The 19,071-nt window shown below is 73.0% G+C and carries 17 protein-coding genes, 1 tRNA gene and 1 pseudogene; 10 read left to right on the plus strand and 9 right to left on the minus strand.

The window, feature by feature from the left end; translation table 11 throughout:
- The first annotated feature begins 62 nt into the window (after positions 1–62).
- Positions 63–2,894, plus strand: a complete 2,832-nt coding sequence (gene secA, locus JOE43_RS08365) for a preprotein translocase subunit SecA (protein ID WP_209516963.1) — start codon at positions 63–65, stop codon at positions 2,892–2,894.
- 102 nt (positions 2,895–2,996) lie between these two features.
- Here secA and JOE43_RS08370 read toward each other — a convergent pair whose 3' ends face one another.
- A complete protein-coding gene (locus tag JOE43_RS08370) occupies positions 2,997–3,548 on the minus strand; it encodes an Rv3235 family protein (protein ID WP_209516966.1) in 552 nt (183 codons plus the stop codon).
- A gap of 175 nt (positions 3,549–3,723) precedes the next feature.
- On the opposite strand from JOE43_RS08370, the gene JOE43_RS08375 reads away from it, so the two are divergent.
- Positions 3,724–5,217 (plus strand): sensor histidine kinase, encoded by a 1,494-nt coding sequence (locus JOE43_RS08375; RefSeq protein WP_209516968.1) that lies wholly within the window; start codon positions 3,724–3,726, stop codon positions 5,215–5,217.
- Positions 5,218–5,295: 78 nt separating this feature from the next.
- On the opposite strand, the gene JOE43_RS08380 is transcribed toward JOE43_RS08375, so the two are convergent.
- Entirely contained in the window at positions 5,296–5,544 is a 249-nt protein-coding gene (locus JOE43_RS08380) for a WhiB family transcriptional regulator (protein ID WP_056053444.1), read from the minus strand.
- Between the two features lie 118 nt (positions 5,545–5,662).
- On the opposite strand from JOE43_RS08380, the gene JOE43_RS08385 reads away from it, so the two are divergent.
- Complete coding sequence (locus JOE43_RS08385; RefSeq protein ID WP_245187128.1) at positions 5,663–6,169, plus strand: hypothetical protein; 507 nt, start codon at positions 5,663–5,665, stop codon at positions 6,167–6,169.
- A 59-nt stretch (positions 6,170–6,228) separates the two neighbouring features.
- Here JOE43_RS08385 and bcp read toward each other — a convergent pair whose 3' ends face one another.
- Positions 6,229–6,699: a thioredoxin-dependent thiol peroxidase gene (bcp, locus tag JOE43_RS08390; RefSeq protein WP_209516971.1), complete on the minus strand. Its 471-nt coding sequence runs from the start codon at positions 6,697–6,699 to the stop codon at positions 6,229–6,231.
- 98 nt (positions 6,700–6,797) lie between these two features.
- Between bcp and JOE43_RS08395 the strand changes: the two genes are divergently transcribed.
- A tRNA-Lys gene (locus tag JOE43_RS08395) sits at positions 6,798–6,870 on the plus strand.
- A gap of 312 nt (positions 6,871–7,182) precedes the next feature.
- Here the strand turns inward: JOE43_RS08395 and JOE43_RS08400 are convergent.
- Complete coding sequence (locus JOE43_RS08400; protein WP_209516974.1) at positions 7,183–7,992, minus strand: hypothetical protein; 810 nt, start codon at positions 7,990–7,992, stop codon at positions 7,183–7,185.
- A gap of 105 nt (positions 7,993–8,097) precedes the next feature.
- The gene (locus tag JOE43_RS08405; protein WP_209516978.1) at positions 8,098–9,639 is read right to left on the minus strand and encodes an amino acid permease; all 1,542 of its coding nucleotides are present in this window, start codon (positions 9,637–9,639) and stop codon (positions 8,098–8,100) included.
- A 254-nt stretch (positions 9,640–9,893) separates the two neighbouring features.
- On the opposite strand from JOE43_RS08405, the gene JOE43_RS08410 reads away from it, so the two are divergent.
- Positions 9,894–10,133, plus strand: a complete 240-nt coding sequence (locus JOE43_RS08410) for a hypothetical protein (protein ID WP_209516981.1) — start codon at positions 9,894–9,896, stop codon at positions 10,131–10,133.
- A gap of 6 nt (positions 10,134–10,139) precedes the next feature.
- On the opposite strand, the gene JOE43_RS08415 is transcribed toward JOE43_RS08410, so the two are convergent.
- Positions 10,140–10,973 (minus strand): alpha/beta hydrolase, encoded by an 834-nt coding sequence (locus JOE43_RS08415; RefSeq protein WP_307803294.1) that lies wholly within the window; start codon positions 10,971–10,973, stop codon positions 10,140–10,142.
- 61 nt (positions 10,974–11,034) lie between these two features.
- Between JOE43_RS08415 and JOE43_RS08420 the strand changes: the two genes are divergently transcribed.
- Positions 11,035–12,309, plus strand: a complete 1,275-nt coding sequence (locus tag JOE43_RS08420; protein ID WP_192127048.1) for a mechanosensitive ion channel family protein — start codon at positions 11,035–11,037, stop codon at positions 12,307–12,309.
- A 75-nt stretch (positions 12,310–12,384) separates the two neighbouring features.
- Here the strand turns inward: JOE43_RS08420 and JOE43_RS08425 are convergent, their stop codons facing one another.
- Complete coding sequence (locus JOE43_RS08425) at positions 12,385–12,564, minus strand: hypothetical protein (RefSeq protein WP_167258785.1); 180 nt, start codon at positions 12,562–12,564, stop codon at positions 12,385–12,387.
- 114 nt (positions 12,565–12,678) lie between these two features.
- Here JOE43_RS08425 and JOE43_RS08430 point away from each other — a divergent pair, with 114 nt between their 5' ends.
- Positions 12,679–13,833, plus strand: coding sequence for an SLC13 family permease (locus JOE43_RS08430; protein WP_209516984.1), 1,155 nt, complete (start codon positions 12,679–12,681; stop codon positions 13,831–13,833).
- A 65-nt stretch (positions 13,834–13,898) separates the two neighbouring features.
- Here the strand turns inward: JOE43_RS08430 and JOE43_RS15635 are convergent.
- Together JOE43_RS15635 and JOE43_RS08435 are read right to left on the minus strand one after the other, a co-directional pair.
- Positions 13,899–14,627 (minus strand): annotated as a pseudogene (locus JOE43_RS15635) (sugar phosphate isomerase/epimerase family protein); the annotation flags it as partial.
- A 95-nt stretch (positions 14,628–14,722) separates the two neighbouring features.
- Positions 14,723–15,718: a magnesium transporter CorA family protein gene (locus JOE43_RS08435; protein WP_209516987.1), complete on the minus strand. Its 996-nt coding sequence runs from the start codon at positions 15,716–15,718 to the stop codon at positions 14,723–14,725.
- Positions 15,719–15,735: 17 nt separating this feature from the next.
- Here JOE43_RS08435 and JOE43_RS08440 point away from each other — a divergent pair, with 17 nt between their 5' ends.
- From JOE43_RS08440 to otsB, 3 genes are all read left to right on the plus strand, one after another.
- The gene (locus tag JOE43_RS08440) at positions 15,736–16,506 is read left to right on the plus strand and encodes a fructosamine kinase family protein (protein ID WP_209516989.1); all 771 of its coding nucleotides are present in this window, start codon (positions 15,736–15,738) and stop codon (positions 16,504–16,506) included.
- A 103-nt stretch (positions 16,507–16,609) separates the two neighbouring features.
- On the plus strand, positions 16,610–18,115 hold the full coding sequence (gene otsA, locus JOE43_RS08445; protein ID WP_209516992.1) for an alpha,alpha-trehalose-phosphate synthase (UDP-forming): 1,506 nt from the start codon (positions 16,610–16,612) through the stop codon (positions 18,113–18,115).
- Positions 18,112–18,930, plus strand: coding sequence for a trehalose-phosphatase (gene otsB, locus JOE43_RS08450; protein WP_209516995.1), 819 nt, complete (start codon positions 18,112–18,114; stop codon positions 18,928–18,930). Before otsA ends, otsB begins: the two co-directional genes overlap by 4 nt.
- The last annotated feature ends 141 nt before the right edge of the window (positions 18,931–19,071 follow it).

A 19,071-nucleotide genomic window follows, 5' to 3' on the forward strand; every position in this document is an offset into this window, starting at 1 on the left:
GCCGCCCCCGGGGCACGCGGCCTCCGCCTGCCCGACCGAGTCTCAGATCCAGGGAGTCACCAGTGGCCAACGTCCTCGAGAGGGTCCTCCGCGTCGGCGAGGGCCGCATCCTCCGCCGCCTCAAGGCGTACGCGAACGCCGTCAACGAGCTCGAGGACGACTTCAGCACGCTCACCGACGACGAGCTGCGCGCCGAGACCACCGAGCTCCGCGAGCGGTACGGCAACGGCGAGTCGCTCGACGACCTCCTGCCCGAGGCGTTCGCCGCCGTGCGGGAGGCCTCGAAGCGGACCCTCGGCATGCGCCACTTCGACGTGCAGCTGATGGGCGGCGCCGCCCTCCACCTCGGCAACATCGCCGAGATGAAGACCGGTGAGGGCAAGACCCTCGTCGCGACCACCGCCGCGTACCTCAACGCCATCGCGTCGCGCGGCGTGCACGTCATCACGGTCAACGACTTCCTCGCGAGCTACCAGTCCGAGCTGATGGGCCGCGTCTTCCGCGCCCTCGGCATGACCACCGGCTGCATCCTCGCGGGCCAGACCCCCGCCGAGCGCCGGGAGCAGTACGCCGCCGACATCACGTACGGCACGAACAACGAGTTCGGCTTCGACTACCTGCGCGACAACATGGCGTGGCAGGCCTCCGACATGGTGCAGCGCGGCCACTTCTTCGCGATCGTCGACGAGGTCGACTCGATCCTCATCGACGAGGCCCGCACGCCGCTCATCATCTCCGGCCCCGCCTCGGGCGAGGCGAACCGCTGGTTCGCGGAGTTCGCGACGATCGCGCGCCGCCTCGTGGCCGGCACCGACTTCGAGGTCGACGAGAAGAAGCGCACCGTCGGCGTGCTCGAGCCCGGCATCGAGAAGGTCGAGGACTACCTCGGCATCGACAACCTGTACGAGTCGGCGAACACGCCGCTGATCTCGTTCCTCAACAACGCCATCAAGGCCGACGCCCTGTTCAAGCGCGACAAGGACTACGTCGTCATCAACGGCGAGGTCCTCATCGTCGACGAGCACACCGGCCGCATCCTCAGCGGCCGCCGGTACAACGAGGGCATCCACCAGGCCATCGAGGCCAAGGAGGGCGTCGAGGTCAAGGCCGAGAACCAGACCCTCGCCACCGTCACCCTGCAGAACTACTTCCGCCTCTACGGCAAGCTCTCCGGCATGACCGGCACGGCCGAGACCGAGGCCGCCGAGTTCATGAGCACCTACAAGCTCGGCGTCGTGCCCATCCCGACCAACAAGCCGATGAAGCGGATCGACCAGACCGACCTCGTCTACAAGAACGAGACGGCGAAGTTCGACCAGGTCGTGGAGGACATCGTCGAGCGGCACGAGGCGGGCCAGCCCGTGCTCGTCGGCACCACCAGCGTCGAGAAGAGCGAGTACCTGTCGCGCCTGCTGGCCAAGAAGGGCGTCCGCCACGAGGTCCTCAACGCGAAGAACCACGCTCGCGAGGCTGCCATCGTCGCGCAGGCCGGCCGCGTCGGCGCCGTGACGGTCGCCACCAACATGGCCGGTCGAGGCACCGACATCATGCTCGGCGGCAACGCCGAGTTCCTCGCCGTCGCCGAGATGAACGGCCGTGGCCTCAGCCCGGTCGACACCCCCGACGAGTACGAGGCCGCCTGGGACGACGTCTTCGCCGCCAAGAAGGCCGAGGTCGCCGAGCAGGCCGAGAAGGTCGTCGAGGCGGGCGGTCTCTACGTGCTCGGCACCGAGCGCCACGAATCGCGACGCATCGACAACCAGCTCCGCGGGCGCAGCGGGCGTCAGGGCGACCCGGGCGAGAGCCGGTTCTACCTCTCGCTCACCGACGACCTGATGCGCCTGTTCAACTCGGGGGCGGCGGAGTCGCTGATGGGCCGCGGCAACGTGCCCGACGACCTGGCGATCGAGAACAAGATCGTGGGCCGGGCGATCCGCTCCGCCCAGTCGCAGGTCGAGTCGCGCAACGCCGAGATCCGCAAGAACGTCCTCAAGTACGACGACGTCCTGAACCGCCAGCGCGAGGCCATCTACGGCGACCGACGCCACATCCTCGAGGGCGACGACCTGGCCGACCGGGCGAGCGCCTTCCTGGAGGCCGTGGTCGACGAGGTCATCGACCAGCACACGGGAGACGGCAGCCCCGACGACTGGGACCTGGACGCGCTCTGGACGGAGCTGCGCACCCTGTACCCGATCTCGATCACCATCGACGAGGTCATCACGGAGGCCGGGTCCAAGGGCAAGGCGACGCGGCAGTTCCTCGGCCAGGAGATCCTCTCCGACGCCAAGGTCGCCTACGCCGAGCGCGAGTCGACGCTGGGCGAGGCCGCGATGCGCGAGCTCGAGCGCCGGGTCGTGCTCTCCGTGATCGACCGCCGCTGGCGCGACCACCTCTACGAGATGGACTACCTGAAGGACGGCATCGGCCTCCGTGCGATGGCTCAGCGCGACCCGCTGGTCGAGTACCAGCGGGAGGGCTACGCGCTCTTCCAGAGCATGATGGGCCAGATCCGCGAGGAGTCCGTCGGGTTCCTGTTCAACCTCGAGGTCGAGGTGCAGGGCCAGGTCGGCGCCGCCGAGGCCCCGGTCATCGCCGCCAAGGGCCTCGAGCCCGAGAAGGCACAGCCGAAGCTGGAGTACTCCGCCCCGAACATCGCGGGCGAGGTCGAGGTGCGCGACCAGAAGGGCCGGCTCGAGCAGGCGGCGACCGCCAAGGCCCAGAAGGCGCAGGACGACGCCGAGCAGGGCGACAGCCCCGACGTCGCCGCGGCACGGACGACGAGCGGCACGGGCGGGCCGGCCGGCAAGGGCGCCTTCGGGCAGCCGACCGGCGGCGCCGCGGCGGCGCCGGTCAACCGCGCGGAGCGACGAGCGGCCGGCAAGAAGCCCTGACCCGCCGGTGACGACGAGGGAGGCCGGGCACGGGCCGCGAGGCCCGAGCCCGGCCTCCCTCGTCGCCCTGGCCTGCGCTGGCGGCCGCGGTGGGCGTCGCGGTCAGAGCACGTGCAGGGCCGTCGCCCGCCACCGACGACCGGTCGTCTCGAGACGGATGGCCACGGACCTCGTCCGGGCGCGCCCGTGCACGACGACGACCGTCTCGGCGACCCCCGGCGCGGGTTCGCTGACGTGGACCCGGCCCACCCGGAAGACGGGGCGTTGGCTGCGGACGCCGCTCGCCTCCCGGGCGCGCGCGGCGAGGCGGACCCGTTTCTGCAGCACGGCCCAGACCTCGCCGTTGACCCAGCGGGAGACCTGGTCGAGGTCGCCGGCGCCGGCGAGGATCTCGAGGACGCACCGGGCGAGGCCCTCCGCGGCCACCGCCGCGTCGGGCAGGCTCGGACGGGCTGCAGGAGCGTCGGCGACGGCGGGAGAGTCGTCCACGGCGTGCAGGAGGCGCGGGGCCGGGGGAGCCTCGGGGGTCGCGTCGGTCACCGTGGCGCGGGCGTGCTCGGCGGCGGAGACGGCGTGGAGGCGGCGGCCTCCTGCATCGGCCCGCTCGTCGTCCGGGGCGGGGTCGGTGGCGGCGGCCACGGCGGGGACGGGCATCAGGCTCGGACTTTCGTCGGGGGACTTCTTCGTCGAGGTGGACGACTACTCGCGTTCAACATATGACATGTCCTCCGTCTCACGACAGGGCCGGGACCGGCCTGTGGACAATCGGGTCTGCCCACCGGCGGGTGAGGAGCCTCGGCCCCCGTGCCCGTCGACCTAGACTGGGGCGGTGTCGACGCTCAGTGATCTCGTTCTCGCCCAGGGCCGCTCCACCGAGGCGGACGTCGAGTGGCTCCACCTCCTGGTCGGCGACTGGCAGCTGCTGGCGGACCTCGCGTTCGCCGACATGGTGCTCTGGGTGCCCACGGAGGGCGGCAGCTTCGTCGCCGTCGCCCACGCCCGCCCGTCGAGCTCGGCGACGTTGTTCTACCGGGACTTCGTCGGTCAGGAGGTGCGCCCGGAGTGGCGCACGCAGATCGAGCAGGCGTTCACCACGACCCGCATCGTCGACTCCGCCGCGCCCGACTGGTACGAGGAGACCCCCACCCGGGTCCGCGCCGTTCCCGTCCTCCGCCGACTGGGGGCGAGCCGCCCCGACGTCACCGACGCCCCCATCGCGGTCATCACCCGCCACACCAACCTCAGCGAGGCACGGACGCCCAGCCGCCAGGAGCTGACCTTCAACCAGTGCTCCAACGACCTCTTCTCGATGATCGCGGCCGGCGACTTCCCCGACCTCGGGGCACCGACCGGGCCGCGTCGCGGAGCCCCCCGCGCCTCCGACGGCCTGCTGCGCCTCGACGTCGACGGCCTCGTCACGTTCGCCAGCCCGAACGGCCTGTCGGCCTTCAACCGGATGGGGTTCGCCGGCGAGCTCGAGGGGGAGTCGCTGGCCGAGGTCACCACCGGGCTGCTGCAGGGAAAGCTCGTCATCGACGAGTCGCTCCCGCTCGTGGTCACCGGCCGTGCGCCGTGGCGGACGGACATCGAGGCCCGCGGGGTCACCGTGTCGCTCCGGGCGATCCCGCTCCGTGACCGGGGCGAGCGGGTCGGGGCCATCGTGCTCTGCCGTGACGTCACCGAGCTGCGCCACCAGGAGCGCGAGCTCATCACCAAGGACGCCACGATCCGCGAGATCCACCACAGGGTCAAGAACAACCTGCAGACGGTGGCCTCGCTGCTCCGCATCCAGGCCCGCCGCACCCGGACCGACGTCGCGCGCGAGGCGCTGACCCAGGCCATGCGACGAGTGGCGTCGATCGCGGTGGTGCACGACACCCTCTCCGAGGGCCTCAGCCAGAACGTCGACTTCGACACCGTCTTCGACCGCGTGCTCATGCTCATCGCCGAGGTCGCCTCGAGCCACAACACGACGGTCAGGCCGACCCTGACCGGCAGCTTCGGCGCGCTGCCGAGCGAGTACGCGACCCCGCTCGCGCTCGCGCTCACCGAGCTGGTCACCAACGCGGTCGAGCACGGCCTCGACGGCCGCGACGGGGAGGTCGAGATCGTCGCCGAGCGCGACGACGAGCAGCTCACCGTGAAGGTCCGCGACAACGGCGTGGGCCTGCCCGAGGGCAAGGTGGGCTCGGGGCTCGGCACGCAGATCGTCCGCACCCTCATCCAGGGCGAGCTCGGCGGCACCATCGACTGGCACACGCTGGTCGGCAGCGGCACCGAGGTGACCATCGAGATCCCGTTCCGGTGGCTCACCCAGGCGTAGCGCGCCTCCGCCCCGCGCACGACGAAGCCGGCCCCCGAGGGGGCCGGCTTCGTCGTCGGTGCTGCGCTGGGCTGAGGGTCAGCTGGCCCGGCGGGCGCGCGCGGCGCGACGCTTCAGCGCCCGGCGCTCGTCCTCGCTGAGGCCGCCCCAGACGCCCGAGTCCTGGCTGGTCTCGAGGGCGTACTGCAAGCAGGTCTCGGTGACGGTGCAGCGACCGCAGACGCTCTTCGCCTTGTCGATCTGGTCGACGGCCGGGCCGGTGTTGCCGACCGGGAAGAACAGCTCGGGGTCAGCTGTCAGGCACGCGGCTTTGTCACGCCAATCCATCGATGGGTACTCCTTTTAAATGCTGGACCGGCGCGTCGAAGCACCAGGTTCCGGATGGGGGAAAGATGAGAATTCGGGAGGCGCGCACCACCATGTGCCCGTCACTTCGACCTCGAATATGCTCGCATACTGGGGGAGCCAGATCAAGGATTTTCATGGAGGCCCCAGCGTGACCGACGCCCGCGACACCGAGCCCGACGAGACAGAACTGTCCGCGAGGCCGCGGCGGAGCGCGCTCCTCTGGCTGCTCGTGCTCCTGCTCTCCGCCGAGACGGCCCTGCTCGGGGTGGCGACCGCCTACCTGCTGATCGAGCTCGTCACCGTGCGCCCCGACTCCTACGCGTCGGCCACCGCGATCCTCGTCCTCACGCTCCTGGCCACCGTCTGGCTGGGGGCCGTCGTCGTCGGGGTGCTGCGCGGCCGGGCCTGGATCCGCGGGGCCGCGATCGTCTGGCAGGTGCTGCAGATCGCCGTCGGCGTCGGCAGCCTCCAAGGGGTCTTCGCGAACGCCGCCGTGGGCCTCTGGCTGATCGTGCCCGCGGTCGTCGTGGTCGTCCTCCTGCTCATGCCCAGCGTCGTCGCGCAGACGTCGATCCGCGACGAGGCGCCGCCGCACGCGTACTGACGGCGCGAGGCCCCCGCCCGCCGTCGCGGTGCAGGGGCCTCGTCGTGGACGGCCGTCGGTCAGTCGATGCCGAGCTTCCGGCGCAGCATCGCCACGTGGCCGGTCGCCTTCACGTTGTACAGCGGCAGCTCGACCGCTCCCTGCTCGTCGACGACGAAGGTCGAGCGGATCGTTCCCGTGACCACCCGGCCGTAGCTGTTCTTGTCCCCGTAGGCGCCGTAGGCCTGGTGCACCGTCAGCTCCGGGTCGCTCAGCAGGGGGAAGGTCAGGCCCTGCTCGTCCTTGAACCGGGCCAGCGCCTCCGGCTCGTCCTTCGACACCCCGAGCACCTGGTAGCCCGCCGAGGCGAGCGAGTTCAGGTTGTCGCGGAAGTCGCAGGCCTCCGTCGTGCAGCCCGGCGTCGACGCCGCCGGGTAGAAGTACACGATCACCCGGCGCCCCGCGAAGTCGGACAACGACACCGGCGCGCCCGACTCGTCGGGCAGGGTGAACGACGGCGCCGAGGCGCCCTTCTCGAGCGTGGTGGACATGCTTCTCCGATCTCGCGGCACGACAGACGTGCCGGTGGTTCTCAGGGGGTCTCCGGACATGCTAGAGTCATTCCTCGTTGCGGAACGTCCCGCAGCACGCACCTCTAGCTCAATTGGCAGAGCAACTGACTCTTAATCAGTGGGTTCTCGGTTCAAGTCCGAGGGGGTGCACGCGATATCTGATCCCCCGTGTGCCCGCTTCGCTGGGCAGCGGGGGATCTCGCGTTCCACGCTTCGGTCCGCTCCGCGGACACGCGGCTCGTCGTCGGGCGGGGCGGGGGTCTGACCCGCCAGGTCGCTGTGGCTCGGGGCGGCGGCGCTGCGCGCGCCGGGGTGGAACGTCGCTTCGCTCGTTCCGGGGGGAACGTCGCTTCGCTCGTTCCGGCGGGGGCGGCGGCGCTGCGCGCGCCGACGCGGGGAACGTCGCTTCGCTCGTTCGGGGGCGGCGGCGCTTCGCGCGCCGGGGGGCTGGGCGGGGCAGGGTCAGGGGCGGGGGGTGAGGAGGGCTGCGAGGGGGAGGGCTGCGGCGAGGAGGGCCGTGGGGAGGGGGACGGCCGGGTCCTGGGAGGCGGCGAGGACGTCGACGGCGTAGACGGCGGCCCAGGGGGCGAGCGAGACGACGACGACGGCGGCCGCGGTGGTGCGGCGCCGACGAGCGAGCACGATCGCGGCGACGAGCGCCGCGAGCATCAGCAGGAGGAGCGTGCCGGCCTGGAGGGGTCCCGACCAGAACCAGCCCCGAGCGGTCTGGCCGAGGCCGTGGGAGAGGGCGACGGCGGCGGTGAGGACCGTGACGGCGACGGTGCCCCCGACGACGAGCCGGGGCGAGCGCGGCGTGCCGACCATCGCCACGATCGCGCAGGCTCCGAGGAACCCCAGCGTCGTGCTCGTCGGGCCGTCCCAGCCCAGGTCGAAGCCGTCACGGCCCGTGACGGGCAGCACGAGGCAGAGCAGCAAGGCGACGGCCAGCCAGCCTCGGGCGATGCCCCAGCGACCGGCGAGGCCGACCGCCACGGCGGCTGCCCACAGCAGCGCCAGGACGACCCCGGGGTCGAGGAAGGGCCCGAAGTGGCTGAGCTCGTGCTGCAGCGCGCGCTCCCGAAGGAACGGGCCCCACGAGGTCGTGACCGCGTGCACCAGCGACCAGCCCGTGCCGGTGGCCAGGGCGACGGTCGCCGCCCCGTCGCGGACCTGCCTCGTCCGCCCGACGAGGCCGTCGACGACGCCCGGCCCCGGCGGGGCGGGGGACGGTTCGACGACGTCGATCAGGCGGCTGTCCGTGGTCTCGGTCACGGGACGACGGTAGGGCGACGCGGCGGCCGGTGTCGTCATCCTGCGGGAGGAGCGTCGACGGGGGGAGGGCCGCCCCGTCGCCCCGCCGCGTCGGCGCCCCGGGCCTCAGGCCCCGTCGTCCTCCCGCGGGTGCTGTGCGGCCGCGTCGCGGCCGGTGACCGGGTACGGCCCGGTCATGCCCTCGCGGAGGCGCGCGGCGGCGAGGATGCGGTCACGCTGGAGGTACCAGCCGAGCACGAGCAGCGGGATGATCAGCACGAGCGACGCCACCGTGAGCGACCCGATCGGCCAGTCGATGGCCATCAGCACGAGGACGGCGACCAGGAAGGCGAGCGTCAGCCAGCTGGTGACCGGGGCGCCCGGCAGCCGGAACGAGGGCTCCTTCGCCTTGCCCTGCCGCGCCCACTGCCGCAGGCGCATCTGGCAGAGGATGATCGTGCCCCACGCGGTCAGGATGCCGAGCGACGCGATGTTGAGCACGATCTCGAAGGCGGCGCTGGCCCCGACGACGGCGTTCAGCCCGACGCCCAGCAGGGTGATGCCGGCCGTCAGGAGGATGCCGCCGAACGGCACGCCGCCCTTCGACATGACGGTCGTGAACTTCGGCGCGGAGCCGTTCATGCCCATCGAGTGCAGCACGCGGCCCGTCGAGTAGAGGCCCGCGTTGAGGCTCGAGAGCGCGGCCGTGACGACGACGAAGTTCATGATCGAGCCGGCCACCTCGCCGATCTCGGGCGAGCCGATGCTGCTGAAGAACGTGACGAACGGGCTCTCCCCAGCCCGGTAGGCCGTGAACGGCAGCAGCAGAGACAGGAGGACGAGCGAGCCGACGTAGAAGACGGCGATGCGGATGATGACGGTGTTGATGGCGCGGGGCACGACCTTCTCCGGGTGCTGGGTCTCGCCCGACGCCGTGCCGACGAGCTCGATGGCCGCGTACGCGAACACCACGCCCTGCACGACGATGACGGCGGGCAGCAGGCCGTTCGGCAGCAGGCCGCTGGCGGCGATCACCGACCAGCCGGTGTCGACGGCCTCGCCGCCGTTCGTCACGGGGAAGGAGGCGGCGAGCCAGACGACCCCGACGACCAGGAAGACCACGAGCGCCGCGACCTTGATGATCGCGAACCAGAACTCCATCTCGCCGAAGACCTTGACGGCGAGCAGGTTCACCGACAGCACCACGGCGAGGGCGACCAGTGCCAGGAGCCAGTCGGGCGCCGACGTGAACGCGCTCCAGTAGTGCAGGTAGAGGGCCACCGCCGTCACGTCGACGATGGCCGTCATCGCCCAGTTCAGGAAGTACATCCAGCCCGCCGCGTACGCCGCCTTCTCGCCGAAGAACTCGCGGGCGTACGACACGAACGACCCCGACGACGGACGGTGCAGGACCAGCTCGCCGAGGGCCCGGAGGATGAAGAAGGCGAACACGCCGCAGATCGCGAACACGACGGCCAGGGCCGGGCCGGCGTTCGCGAGGCGGCCGCCCGCGCCGAGGAAGAGCCCCGTCCCGATGGCGCCCCCGATCGCGATCATCTGCAGCTGGCGGGGCTTCAGCCCGTGCTGGAAGCCGGCCTGCTCGTGGCTGAAGTCCTGCGGGACGTGCTCGGTCGTGGAGTCGCCGTCGTGGTCGCGGGGAGTGGTCATATATCGACCCTAGAGCGTGACGTACGCCCCCTGCACCTCCGTGACGCCCGCCCGTGCCGAGGGGCGTGAAGCCCTCGTGTACCCCGCTCTCGGCCCCGCCCCAGAGAGACCACCGACGACGCACAGCGGAACACCAGGGCTCGGAGGGGGAGGCACGGGTAGCGTCACCTCTGGTCGTCCCCCACCGGGGCGCGACACCGAACGATCCGCACCACCGAGCCGGGCAGCGCCCGAGCCGCAGGAAGGCACCACCCGTGAGCACGACGACCAGCATCGAGCCCCTCCGTCGCAGCGCCCGCATCGTCACCCGGTCGGTCGCCCCCGACCTCGTCCGGGTCTCGACCCCCGACCGCGTGCTGGGCTTCGTGAGGTCCGACCGCGACTCCTACGTGGCCCTCCGCGGCACCGACCCACGCTGGGCCGACGAGCTCGGCCGCTACGTCAGCCAGGGCCTCGCCCTCGAGGCGCTCCGCCTCCGCAAGCGCTCGGTCTGACCCGGGTCAGCCGCCCGCGGGCGCGCCGTCACCCACGGTGGCGAAGAACGACGTGAGCTCCCGCTCGATCCGGGCTCGCGCCTCCTCGTCGGTCAGGGCGGGCGTGCCGTCGCCGGACTGCTCTCCGTAGGAGCCGAACTGGGCGTGGCTCGAGCCGTCGATCTCGACCATCGTCGCGTCGGCCGGGAGCATGTCGCGGTAGCGCTCGACGTCGTCGGGCGTGCTGAGGCCGTCGTCGCTGCCCGACAGGCTCAGCACGGGCAGGTCGTCCTCGCCCGAGAGGTCGGTCGTCGCGCAGTACGAGCCGAACAGCACGAGGCCGTCGACCGAGGGGTCGTCGGCGGCGTAGCCGCACGCGCGCACGCCGCCGAGCGAGTGCCCTCCGACCGCCCAGTTCGTCACCTCGGGCGCGGCGGCGGTGAAGTGGTCGAGGCCCCGCCAGTCGAACAGGCCGAAGCCGAGCACCGGGCGCTCGATCATCACGGTGACGCCGCTCGCGACCAGCCCGGAGAGCACCTCCTCGTAGGCCTGCGGGTCGACGCGGGCGCCGGCGACGAAGACGAGGCCCTGGTCGAGGGCCTCGGTCTGCGCGGGGCGCATCACGACGAGGTCGGGGCGGTCGGTGACGGCGACCCGCGGGTCGTCGGCCACGGCCCGCAGCGAGGAGGCGGTGGCCGACATGGGCAGCTTCGCCCACGTGAAGAAGCCGACCGCCACGAGCACGACGACGGCGAACGCCCCGAGGCCGATCGCCTTCGCGACCCGTCGCCCCCGGCTGCGGCGTCGGGCAGGGGTCGGGGGCGTGGCGGCGTCGTGACGGGAAGCTGTGCGTTGTCTCACGGTCTCAGTGTGACGGGTCCCCGCCTGGACCTCCCCGGGGAGCGTCCGACAGGGTGGACGGATGCCTTGGATACAGCTCGTCATCTCGGTGGCCGCCGCCGTCGTGCTCACCTTCGTCGTCTCCGCCGTCGTCGGCTGGGTGTTCGGCTTCGTCGCGAAGCGGAAGGAGTGGGCCGCCGCCTTCGTCGCCCGCATGCGCCGGCCGTTCCGGTGGACGCTGCTCGTCGTGCTCATGACGATCGCGCTCCGCACCTCGTTCGACGCCATGTTCGGCACGCCCTGGCCGGGCCAGGAGGCGGTCTCGCAGCTGTTCCGGTGCGCGGTGATCGTCGTCGTGGCCTGGTTCGTCGGCGCCCTCGCGATCTTCTTCGAGGACCTCGGGCTGGCCCGCTACCGGGTCGACACCCCCGACAACCGCGTGGCCCGACGCGTCCGCACGCAGGTGCTCATCCTCCGCCGCCTCACGATGGTCGTGGTCGTCGTCCTGGCCCTCGGCGCCGTCCTGCTCGGGTTCCCCGGCGTCGAGGCGGTGGGCGCGAGCGTGCTGGCCAGCGCGGGCCTCGTCTCGGTCGTGGCGGGCCTGGCCGCGCAGTCGACCCTCGCCAACGTCTTCGCGGGCATCCAGCTCGCGTTCTCCGACGCCATCCGCATCGACGACGTGGTGGTGGTCGAGGGGCAGTGGGGCCTGATCGAGGAGATCACGCTGTCGTACGTCGTCGTGCACATCTGGGACGACCGGCGCCTCGTGCTGCCGTCGACCTACTTCACGACGACGCCGTTCGAGAACTGGACCCGCCGCACGAGCGAGCTGCTCGGCGCCGTCGAGCTCGACCTCGACTGGCGCGTCGACACGGGGGCCATGCGCGCCGAGCTCGACCGCATCCTCGCGGGCACCGACCTCTGGGACGGCCGCACGAAGGTGCTGCAGGTGACCGACGCCACGGGAGGCTACGTGCGCGTGCGGGTCCTCGTGACGGCGAAGGACGCCGGCACGCTCTTCGACCTCCGCTGCCTCGTCCGGGAGGACCTCGTGACGTGGCTGCACGCGCAGGCCCCCGAGGGAGTCCCGCGCAGCCGCGTCCAGATGGTCGACGCCGAGCCCGTCCGCCCGCGGCGCCCCGCCGCCTCGAGCTCCGGCTCCGGCGGGCTCTTCACCGGCGAGAACGCCGACAGCGAGCGCACCGCCCTCTTCACGCAGGCGATCCCCATCCCGATCGTCCACGACGCCGACCCCGCGCCGCGGCCGTACGCCTCGTCGCTCGGCGCCGAGGCCGAGCACGACCCGCACGTCGCCGGTCGGCCGGACGGCCGTGGTGACGGGCGCCCCGACCGCTAGGCCCCCCGGCGCCCGCACGACGAAGGAGGCGCGCCCCGGTCACCCGGGGCGCGCCTCCTTCGTCGTGCGGGGCCGTCAGTCGTCGGACTTCGCGGCCTCGACGACGTTGCCGACCGCGATGGCCGTCGTGGCAGCCCAGGCCACGGCCGTCAGCAGCAGGCGCCAGTCGCGGGGCCCCGCGGCGAGGCTCTTGATGAGGCTGAGGCCCGAGAAGGCGGAGCTGATGATGGCCCCGTTGAAAAGGAATTTGCGCACTGGTCTCTCCTGTGGTCGGTGGCTCCACGCTACCCGGGGGCGCCCTCAGGGGCACGGCTGTGTATGGTGAGCTGCCCGGCGCCCGTGCCGTGCCCGTCCCGCCTGAGGAGACCCGTGCGCACTGCCGTCCTGGGAGCAGTTCTGCTCGTCGTGGGGGCCGTCGCCCTCGTCGCCGGGGTCCTCACCGGAGACGAGGTGCTGGCGCTCGTCGAGCGGGTCGCGCCGGTGCTCGGCTTCGTCGTCGCCCTGACGATCGTCTCCGAGCTCGCCGCCGAGGCCGGGCTGTTCTCCTGGCTGGCCGGCGTGGCCGCCCGCGCCGCCCGCGGCCGGGTCGTGGTGCTGTGGGCCGCCGTCGTGGTGCTCGCCCTCGTCTGCACGGTCTTCCTGTCGCTCGACACCACGGCCGTGCTGCTCACGCCCGTGGTCGTGCTGATCGCCCGGCGCGTGGGCCTGCCGCCCCTGCCCTTCGCCCTGACCACGGTCTGGCTCGCGAACACCGGCTCGATGCTGCTGCCCGTGTCGAACCTCACGAACCTCCTCGCGCTCGACGCCCTCGGCTCGCCGTCGCCCCTGAGCTTCGCGGCGCTCGTCGCCCCGGCCGCCGTCGTCGGCGCCGTCGTGCCCGTCGCCGCCGTCGGGCTCCGCTACCGCCGCGAGCTCCGCGGCCGCTTCGAGCCGCCCGCCGCGGAGGCCCCGGCCGACCGCGTCCTGTTCGGCGTCGCCGCCGCCTCCGTGGCCCTGCTCGTCCCCGCCCTGGTATCGGGCGTGGAGGTCTGGATCCCCGCCGCGGCCGCCGCGCTCGTGCTCGTCGTGGCCACCGCCGTGCGGCGGCCGTCCGTGCTGCGGGTGGGTCTCGTGCCGTGGGGCACGCTCGTCTTCGCCAGCGGCCTGTTCGTCGTCGTCGAGGCGGCCCACTCGCTCGGCCTCGCCGACGCGCTCGCCGCCCTGGTCGGGTCGGGCGAGGGCCTGCCCGACCTGCTGCGCCTCGCCGGCGGCAGCGCCGTCGCGGCGAACGTCGCCAACAACCTGCCGGCCTACCTCGCGCTCGAGCCGGTCGCCGGGTCGCCGCTGCGGCTCGTCGCCGTGCTGATCGGCGTCAACATCGGCTGCCTCGTCGCGCCCTGGGCCTCGCTGGCCACGCTGCTCTGGCACGGCCGGCTGACGTCGATGGGCGTCGAGGTCGCCTGGGGGCGCATCGTGCTCGGCGGCCTCGGCGTCGCCGTCGTCGCGGTGCCGCTGGCGGTGGTCGCGACCGTGCTGGTCGCCTGACCGACCGCGGCCCGGGGCGCGCGCAGGGCGTCCCGGGCGAACGACAGGGTGCGGCGGAGGACGTCGGCCCGCGACTCCTCGTCGGCCCCTCGCCGGTCGGCGTGCACCTCGGCGACCACGGCGCCGCCCCAGCCGGAGGCGGCCAGGTGCCCCAGCACCTCGGCGACCGGCTGCGTGCCCGTGCCCGGCACCAGGTGCTCGTCGACGAGACCGCCGGGCCGGGCCGAGACCGTGCCGTCGCAGAGGTGGACGTGCCGGAGGCGCGGGCCGAGCGCCAGCGCGAGCTCGAGGGCGTCGCGGCCCGCGACCGCGGCGTGCGAGAAGTCGAGCGTGGCCGCCGCGACGTCGATGTCGACCGGGTCGTGCCCGGGCGAGTAGACGTCGGCGACCAGCGGGCCGAGGCGCCACGGGAACATGTTCTCGACGGCGAGCTCGACGCCCGTCGCGGCCTCCACGTCGCGCACGACCTCGACGAAGCGGGCGGCGATGCGGCGCTGCCAGCGGAACGGCGGGTGCACGACGACGGTCGCGGCCCCGAGGGCCGCGGCGAGCTCGGCCGAGCGCAGCAGCTTGTCGCGCTGGTCGCGGCCCAGCGCGAAGTGGGCCGCCGGCAGCACCGGCGCGTGCACCGAGAGCACGGGCAGGCCCCACCGGGCGACGGAGGCGCGGAGCAGCGAGGCGTCGCGGCTGCCCCGGTCGGCGGTCACCATCACCTCGACGCCGTCGTAGCCGACCCGGCGGGCGAGGCGGAAGGCATCGTCGGCCGGTCGCGGGAAGACGCAGGACGTGCTCATGCCGACCGTGATCACGCCGCCAGGCTACGGCGGGGGCGTGACGACGCCGCGGAGCGGGCCGTGAACGTCGGGCGAACGCCAGGCCAACGCGGCCGCTAGAGCCAGTCGCGCTTGCGGAACTGCCACCACAGCAGGCCGCCGACCCCCACGATCAGCACGCACGAGGTCACGAACCCCGACACCTGGCTGAAGCCCGGGTACGGCACGTTCTGCCCGTAGAAGCCCGTGATGGCCGTCGGCACGGCGATGATCGCCGCCCAGCTGGTGACCTTCTTCATGACGTCGTTCATGCGGTTGGACTGCAGCGCGAGGTTGGTGTCGAGGATCGTCGACACGAGGTCGCGCAGGCTGTCGTTCTGCTCGGCGACGCGCAGCACGTGGTCCTGCACGTCCTGGAAGTAGGGCTGCATCACGGGGTCGACGTCGTGCAGGTCGCGCCGCAGCAGGGTGGCGACGAGGTCGCGCATCGGCGCCGACACCCGACGCAGCAGCACGAGGCTCTTCCGCAGCGCGAAGGACCGCTTCTGCACGTCGACCGTGCGGGGCGCCGGGTCGAAGAGGTCGTCGGCGATGCCCTCGATCTCGTCGTCGAGCGCGTCGGTCGCGGCCGAGTGCCGGTCGACGACGCTGTCGACGAGGCCCCAGAGCAGGAAGGGGACGCCGTGCGCCGCGAGCTCGACGTTCTGGTCGTACGTCGCCGCCAGGTGGGCGACGTCGAACTCGGGGTGGTGGATCGTGACGAGCGCCCGCCGCGTGAGGAACGCCTTCACCTCGCTCGTCGTCAGCACGCCCGAGCGGGAGTCGAACGCCACGTCGTAGAGGACGGCGAAGAGGTGCCCCTCGTAGTGGTCGATCTTCGGTCGCTGCCCGCCGACCAGGGCGTCCTCGACGGCGAGCTCGTGCAGGTCGAGCTCCTCCTCGAGCTGGGCGAGGTCGTCGGCCGTCGGGTCGGTGAAGTCGACCCAGACGGTGCAGTCGCGCTCGAGGTGGTCGCTGACCTCGGCCAGCGGGAACGCCTCCGCGACGAGCCGCCCGTCCCGGTAGGCCCGGGTCTGCGTGGGCGTGCGGGTCTCGGTCGGGGCCGTCGTCATGGGGGCATGCTATTCCCGTGACCCCGCACGTGAAGCAGCGCCCCGACGCCCCCGACGGCTTCTTCGAGGCGGAGGCCGCGGGGCTCGCCTGGCTCGCCGAGGCGACGCCCGACGGCGGCGTCCGCACCGCCCGCGTGCTCGAGGTCGGCCCCGGCCGGATCGTGCTCGAGGAGGTGCGGGAGGCGCGGCCCGGCCCCGCCGCCGCCCGCGCGTTCGGCGCGGCGCCGAGCGTCACCCACGCGGCGGGCGCCGACGCCTTCGGTGCGCCTCCTGCCGGCTGGCGGGGCGCCTCCTTCATCGGGCGTCGCCCCCAGGCGACCGAGCCCAGCGACTCGTGGGGCGCCTTCTACGCGGAGCAGCGGGTGCGCCCCTTCGCGTACCTCGCCCACGACGCGGGCACCCTGACCACCGACGAGCTGGACACGGTCGAGACGGCCTGCGACGCGGTCGCCGCCGGCGCCCTCGACGACGGCGCGCGGCCCGCCCGGCTGCACGGCGACCTCTGGGCCGGCAACGTCCTGTTCGGCGACGACGGCGTCGTGCTGATCGACCCCGCGGCGCACGGCGGGCACCCCGAGACCGACCTCGCCATGCTCCAGCTGTTCGGCTGCCCGCACCTCGACGACGTCCTGGCCGGGTACGACGAGCGCTCGCCGCTCCGGCCCGGCTGGCGGGAGCGCGTGCCCCTGCACCAGCTGCACCCCCTCGCCGTCCACGCCGCGGGGCACGGCCGCTCGTACGGCCGGGCGCTCGCCGAGGCGGCGGAGGCGGTGCTGCGGCTCGGCTGAGCGGGGGAGGGGAGCCGGGGGACGACCCTGATCCCCGGCCGGGGCGCGCTGATAATCTGGCCGTCCCTGCGTCGACGCGGGGGGAACCCACGGAGCTCCACCCATGCCTGACACCACCACGCCCGACCGCTACGGCTTCGTCGTCGTCTCGAACCGCCTGCCGGTCGACCGCGTCGTCGCCGACGACGGCACCGCCAGCTGGCAGCACTCGCCGGGCGGTCTCGTCACGGCCCTCGAGCCCGTCATGCGCGCGAACGACGGCGCCTGGGTGGGCTGGGCCGGGCAGCCGGACCTCGAGTTCGAGCCCTTCGTCGACCAGGGCATCGAGATCGTGCCCGTGCCGCTCAGCGCGGAGGAGGTGCAGCGCTACTACGAGGGCTTCAGCAACGACACCCTGTGGCCGCTGTACCACGACGTCATCGCCGCCCCGACCTACCACCGGGTCTGGTGGGAGGCCTACGTGCAGGTCAACCAGCGCTTCGCCGACCGCGCCGCCGAGATCACGGAGGAGGGCGGCACGATCTGGGTGCAGGACTACCAGCTGCAGCTCGTGCCGAAGATGCTCCGCGAGGCCCGCCCCGACGTGACCATCGGCTTCTTCAACCACATCCCCTTCCCGCCGCTCGGCATCTTCTCGCAGCTGCCCTGGCGTCGGCAGATCCTGGAGGGGCTGCTCGGGGCCGACGTCATCGGCTTCCAGCGCGGCGACGACGCGTCGAACTTCTCGCGGGCCGTGCGCCACCTGCTCGGCTACTCGACGACGCGCCCCTACGTCGAGGTGCCGGTCGACGACGAGGGCGCCGTCGTGTCGCGCCGCGGCCGCAAGGTGCGCCGGGTGCTCGCGAAGCACTTCCCGATCTCGATCGACGCGGCCAGCTACGAGGAGCTCGCGGCCCGGCCCGAGATCCAGGCCCGGGCCCGCGAGATCCGTGAGGGGCTCGGCAACCCGAAGACGGTGATGCTCGGCGTCGACCGGCTCGACTACACCAAGGGCATCCGGCACCGCATGAAGGCCTTCGGCGAGCTCCTCGCCGACGGCCGGCTGAGCGTCGAGGACGCCACGCTCGTGCAGGTCGCGAGCCCGAGCCGCGAGCGCGTCGAGACCTACAAGACCCTGCGCGACGAGATCGAGCTGACGGTCGGCCGCATCAACGGCGACTACGCGACGATGAGCCACACCGCCATCAGCTACCACCACCACGGCTACCCCCGCGAGGAGATGGTGGCGCTGTACCTCGCCGCCGACATCATGCTCGTCACGGCGCTGCGCGACGGCATGAACCTCGTCGCGAAGGAGTACGTCGCGGTCCGCCGCGACAACGACGGGGTGCTCGTGCTCAGCGAGTTCGCCGGCGCGGCCGACGAGCTGAAGAGCGCGCTGCTGATCAACCCGCACGACATCGGCGGGCTGAAGAACACCATCATGCGGGCGATCGAGATGCCGAAGCGGGACCGCACGACGCGCATGCGCTCGCTCCGCCGCCGCGTGCTCGAGAACGACGTCGAGGCGTGGAGCGCCTCGTTCCTCCAGGCGCTCGAGAACGTGCGGCCCGGTCAGCAGATCACCCAGCCGGCGGACGCCGCCGAGACCGAGGGGGGCGACGCGTGAGCGCCGACGACCAGACCCGCAGCACCGGCGAGGCCCGCACCGGGGAGGCCGACCGGGCCCTCTCGGACGCGCTCGGCCGTCTCGCGACGACCCCGCGCCTCCTCGTGGCCCTCGACTTCGACGGGACGCTCGCGCCCGAGGTCGACGCCCCGATGGAGGCGCGGGCCCTGCCGGAGTCGGTCGAGGCGATCCGCAGGCTGGTCGCGATGGCCGACACCACCGTCGCCCTGGTCTCCGGCCGCGACATCTCGTCGCTGCTCCAGATCGCGGACGTGCCGGAGGAGGTCGTGCTGGTGGGCTCGCACGGCATCGAGGTGCGCATCGACGGCGAGACGACGACCCTGAGCGACGACGAACGGGCGCGCCGCACCGTCATCTCCGAGGCGCTGCACGGCGCCGCGGCCGGGCGCGAGGGCGTCTACGTGGAGGAGAAGCCCGCGGGGCTGGCCCTGCACACGCGCCTCGCCGACGCCGCGACGACGGAGGAGGTGCGGGCCGCTGTCCGGCAGCGCCTCGCCGACGAGCCCGGCGTGCACGAGCGCGAGGGCAAGAACGTCCGGGAGTACGCGGTGCGGCCCACCGGCAAGGACGACGGCGTGGCCCGGCTGCGCGAGCACTACGACGCGACGGGCGTGCTCTTCGCGGGCGACGACGTCACCGACGAGGACGCCCTGCGCTCGCTCGGCGACGGCGACCTCGGCGTCAAGGTGGGCCCGGCCGAGACCGTCGCGCCGCACCGTGTCGCGGACGCCGAGGCGATGGCCCGGCTGCTCACCGAGCTCGCCGACCTGCGCGACCACCTCGGGCACGCCTGACGGCGCCCGTCCCCGGAGGGGGCGGGCTGTCCGCTCGGCGAAGACTAGTGCCCCCACGGGGCGCGGACGGTCCTCCCAGGTGACCGAAAGGTAGGGTGGACCCTCCGCCCGACTCCTCGTCGCCGCCCGCCCGGCGCGACC

This window comes from Frigoribacterium sp. PvP121, from assembly GCF_017833115.1.
GTDB classification, from domain to species: Bacteria; Actinomycetota; Actinomycetes; order Actinomycetales; family Microbacteriaceae; genus Frigoribacterium; species Frigoribacterium endophyticum.

What these genes read in the sequence shown, in the direction of transcription:
- JOE43_RS08380 (WP_056053444.1), bottom strand. Translation starts at nt 5,544, where the DNA reads ATGGATTGGCGTGACAAAGCCGCGTGCCTGACAGCTGACCCCGAGCTG.
- JOE43_RS08420 (WP_192127048.1), top strand. Translation starts at nt 11,035, where the DNA reads ATGCCTTGGATACAGCTCGTCATCTCGGTGGCCGCCGCCGTCGTGCTC.
- JOE43_RS08370 (WP_209516966.1), bottom strand. Translation starts at nt 3,548, where the DNA reads ATGCCCGTCCCCGCCGTGGCCGCCGCCACCGACCCCGCCCCGGACGAC.
- bcp (WP_209516971.1), bottom strand. Translation starts at nt 6,699, where the DNA reads ATGTCCACCACGCTCGAGAAGGGCGCCTCGGCGCCGTCGTTCACCCTG.
- JOE43_RS08405 (WP_209516978.1), bottom strand. Translation starts at nt 9,639, where the DNA reads ATGACCACTCCCCGCGACCACGACGGCGACTCCACGACCGAGCACGTC.
- JOE43_RS08385 (WP_245187128.1), top strand. Translation starts at nt 5,663, where the DNA reads ATGCTCGCATACTGGGGGAGCCAGATCAAGGATTTTCATGGAGGCCCC.
- JOE43_RS08435 (WP_209516987.1), bottom strand. Translation starts at nt 15,718, where the DNA reads ATGACGACGGCCCCGACCGAGACCCGCACGCCCACGCAGACCCGGGCC.
- otsA (WP_209516992.1), top strand. Translation starts at nt 16,610, where the DNA reads ATGCCTGACACCACCACGCCCGACCGCTACGGCTTCGTCGTCGTCTCG.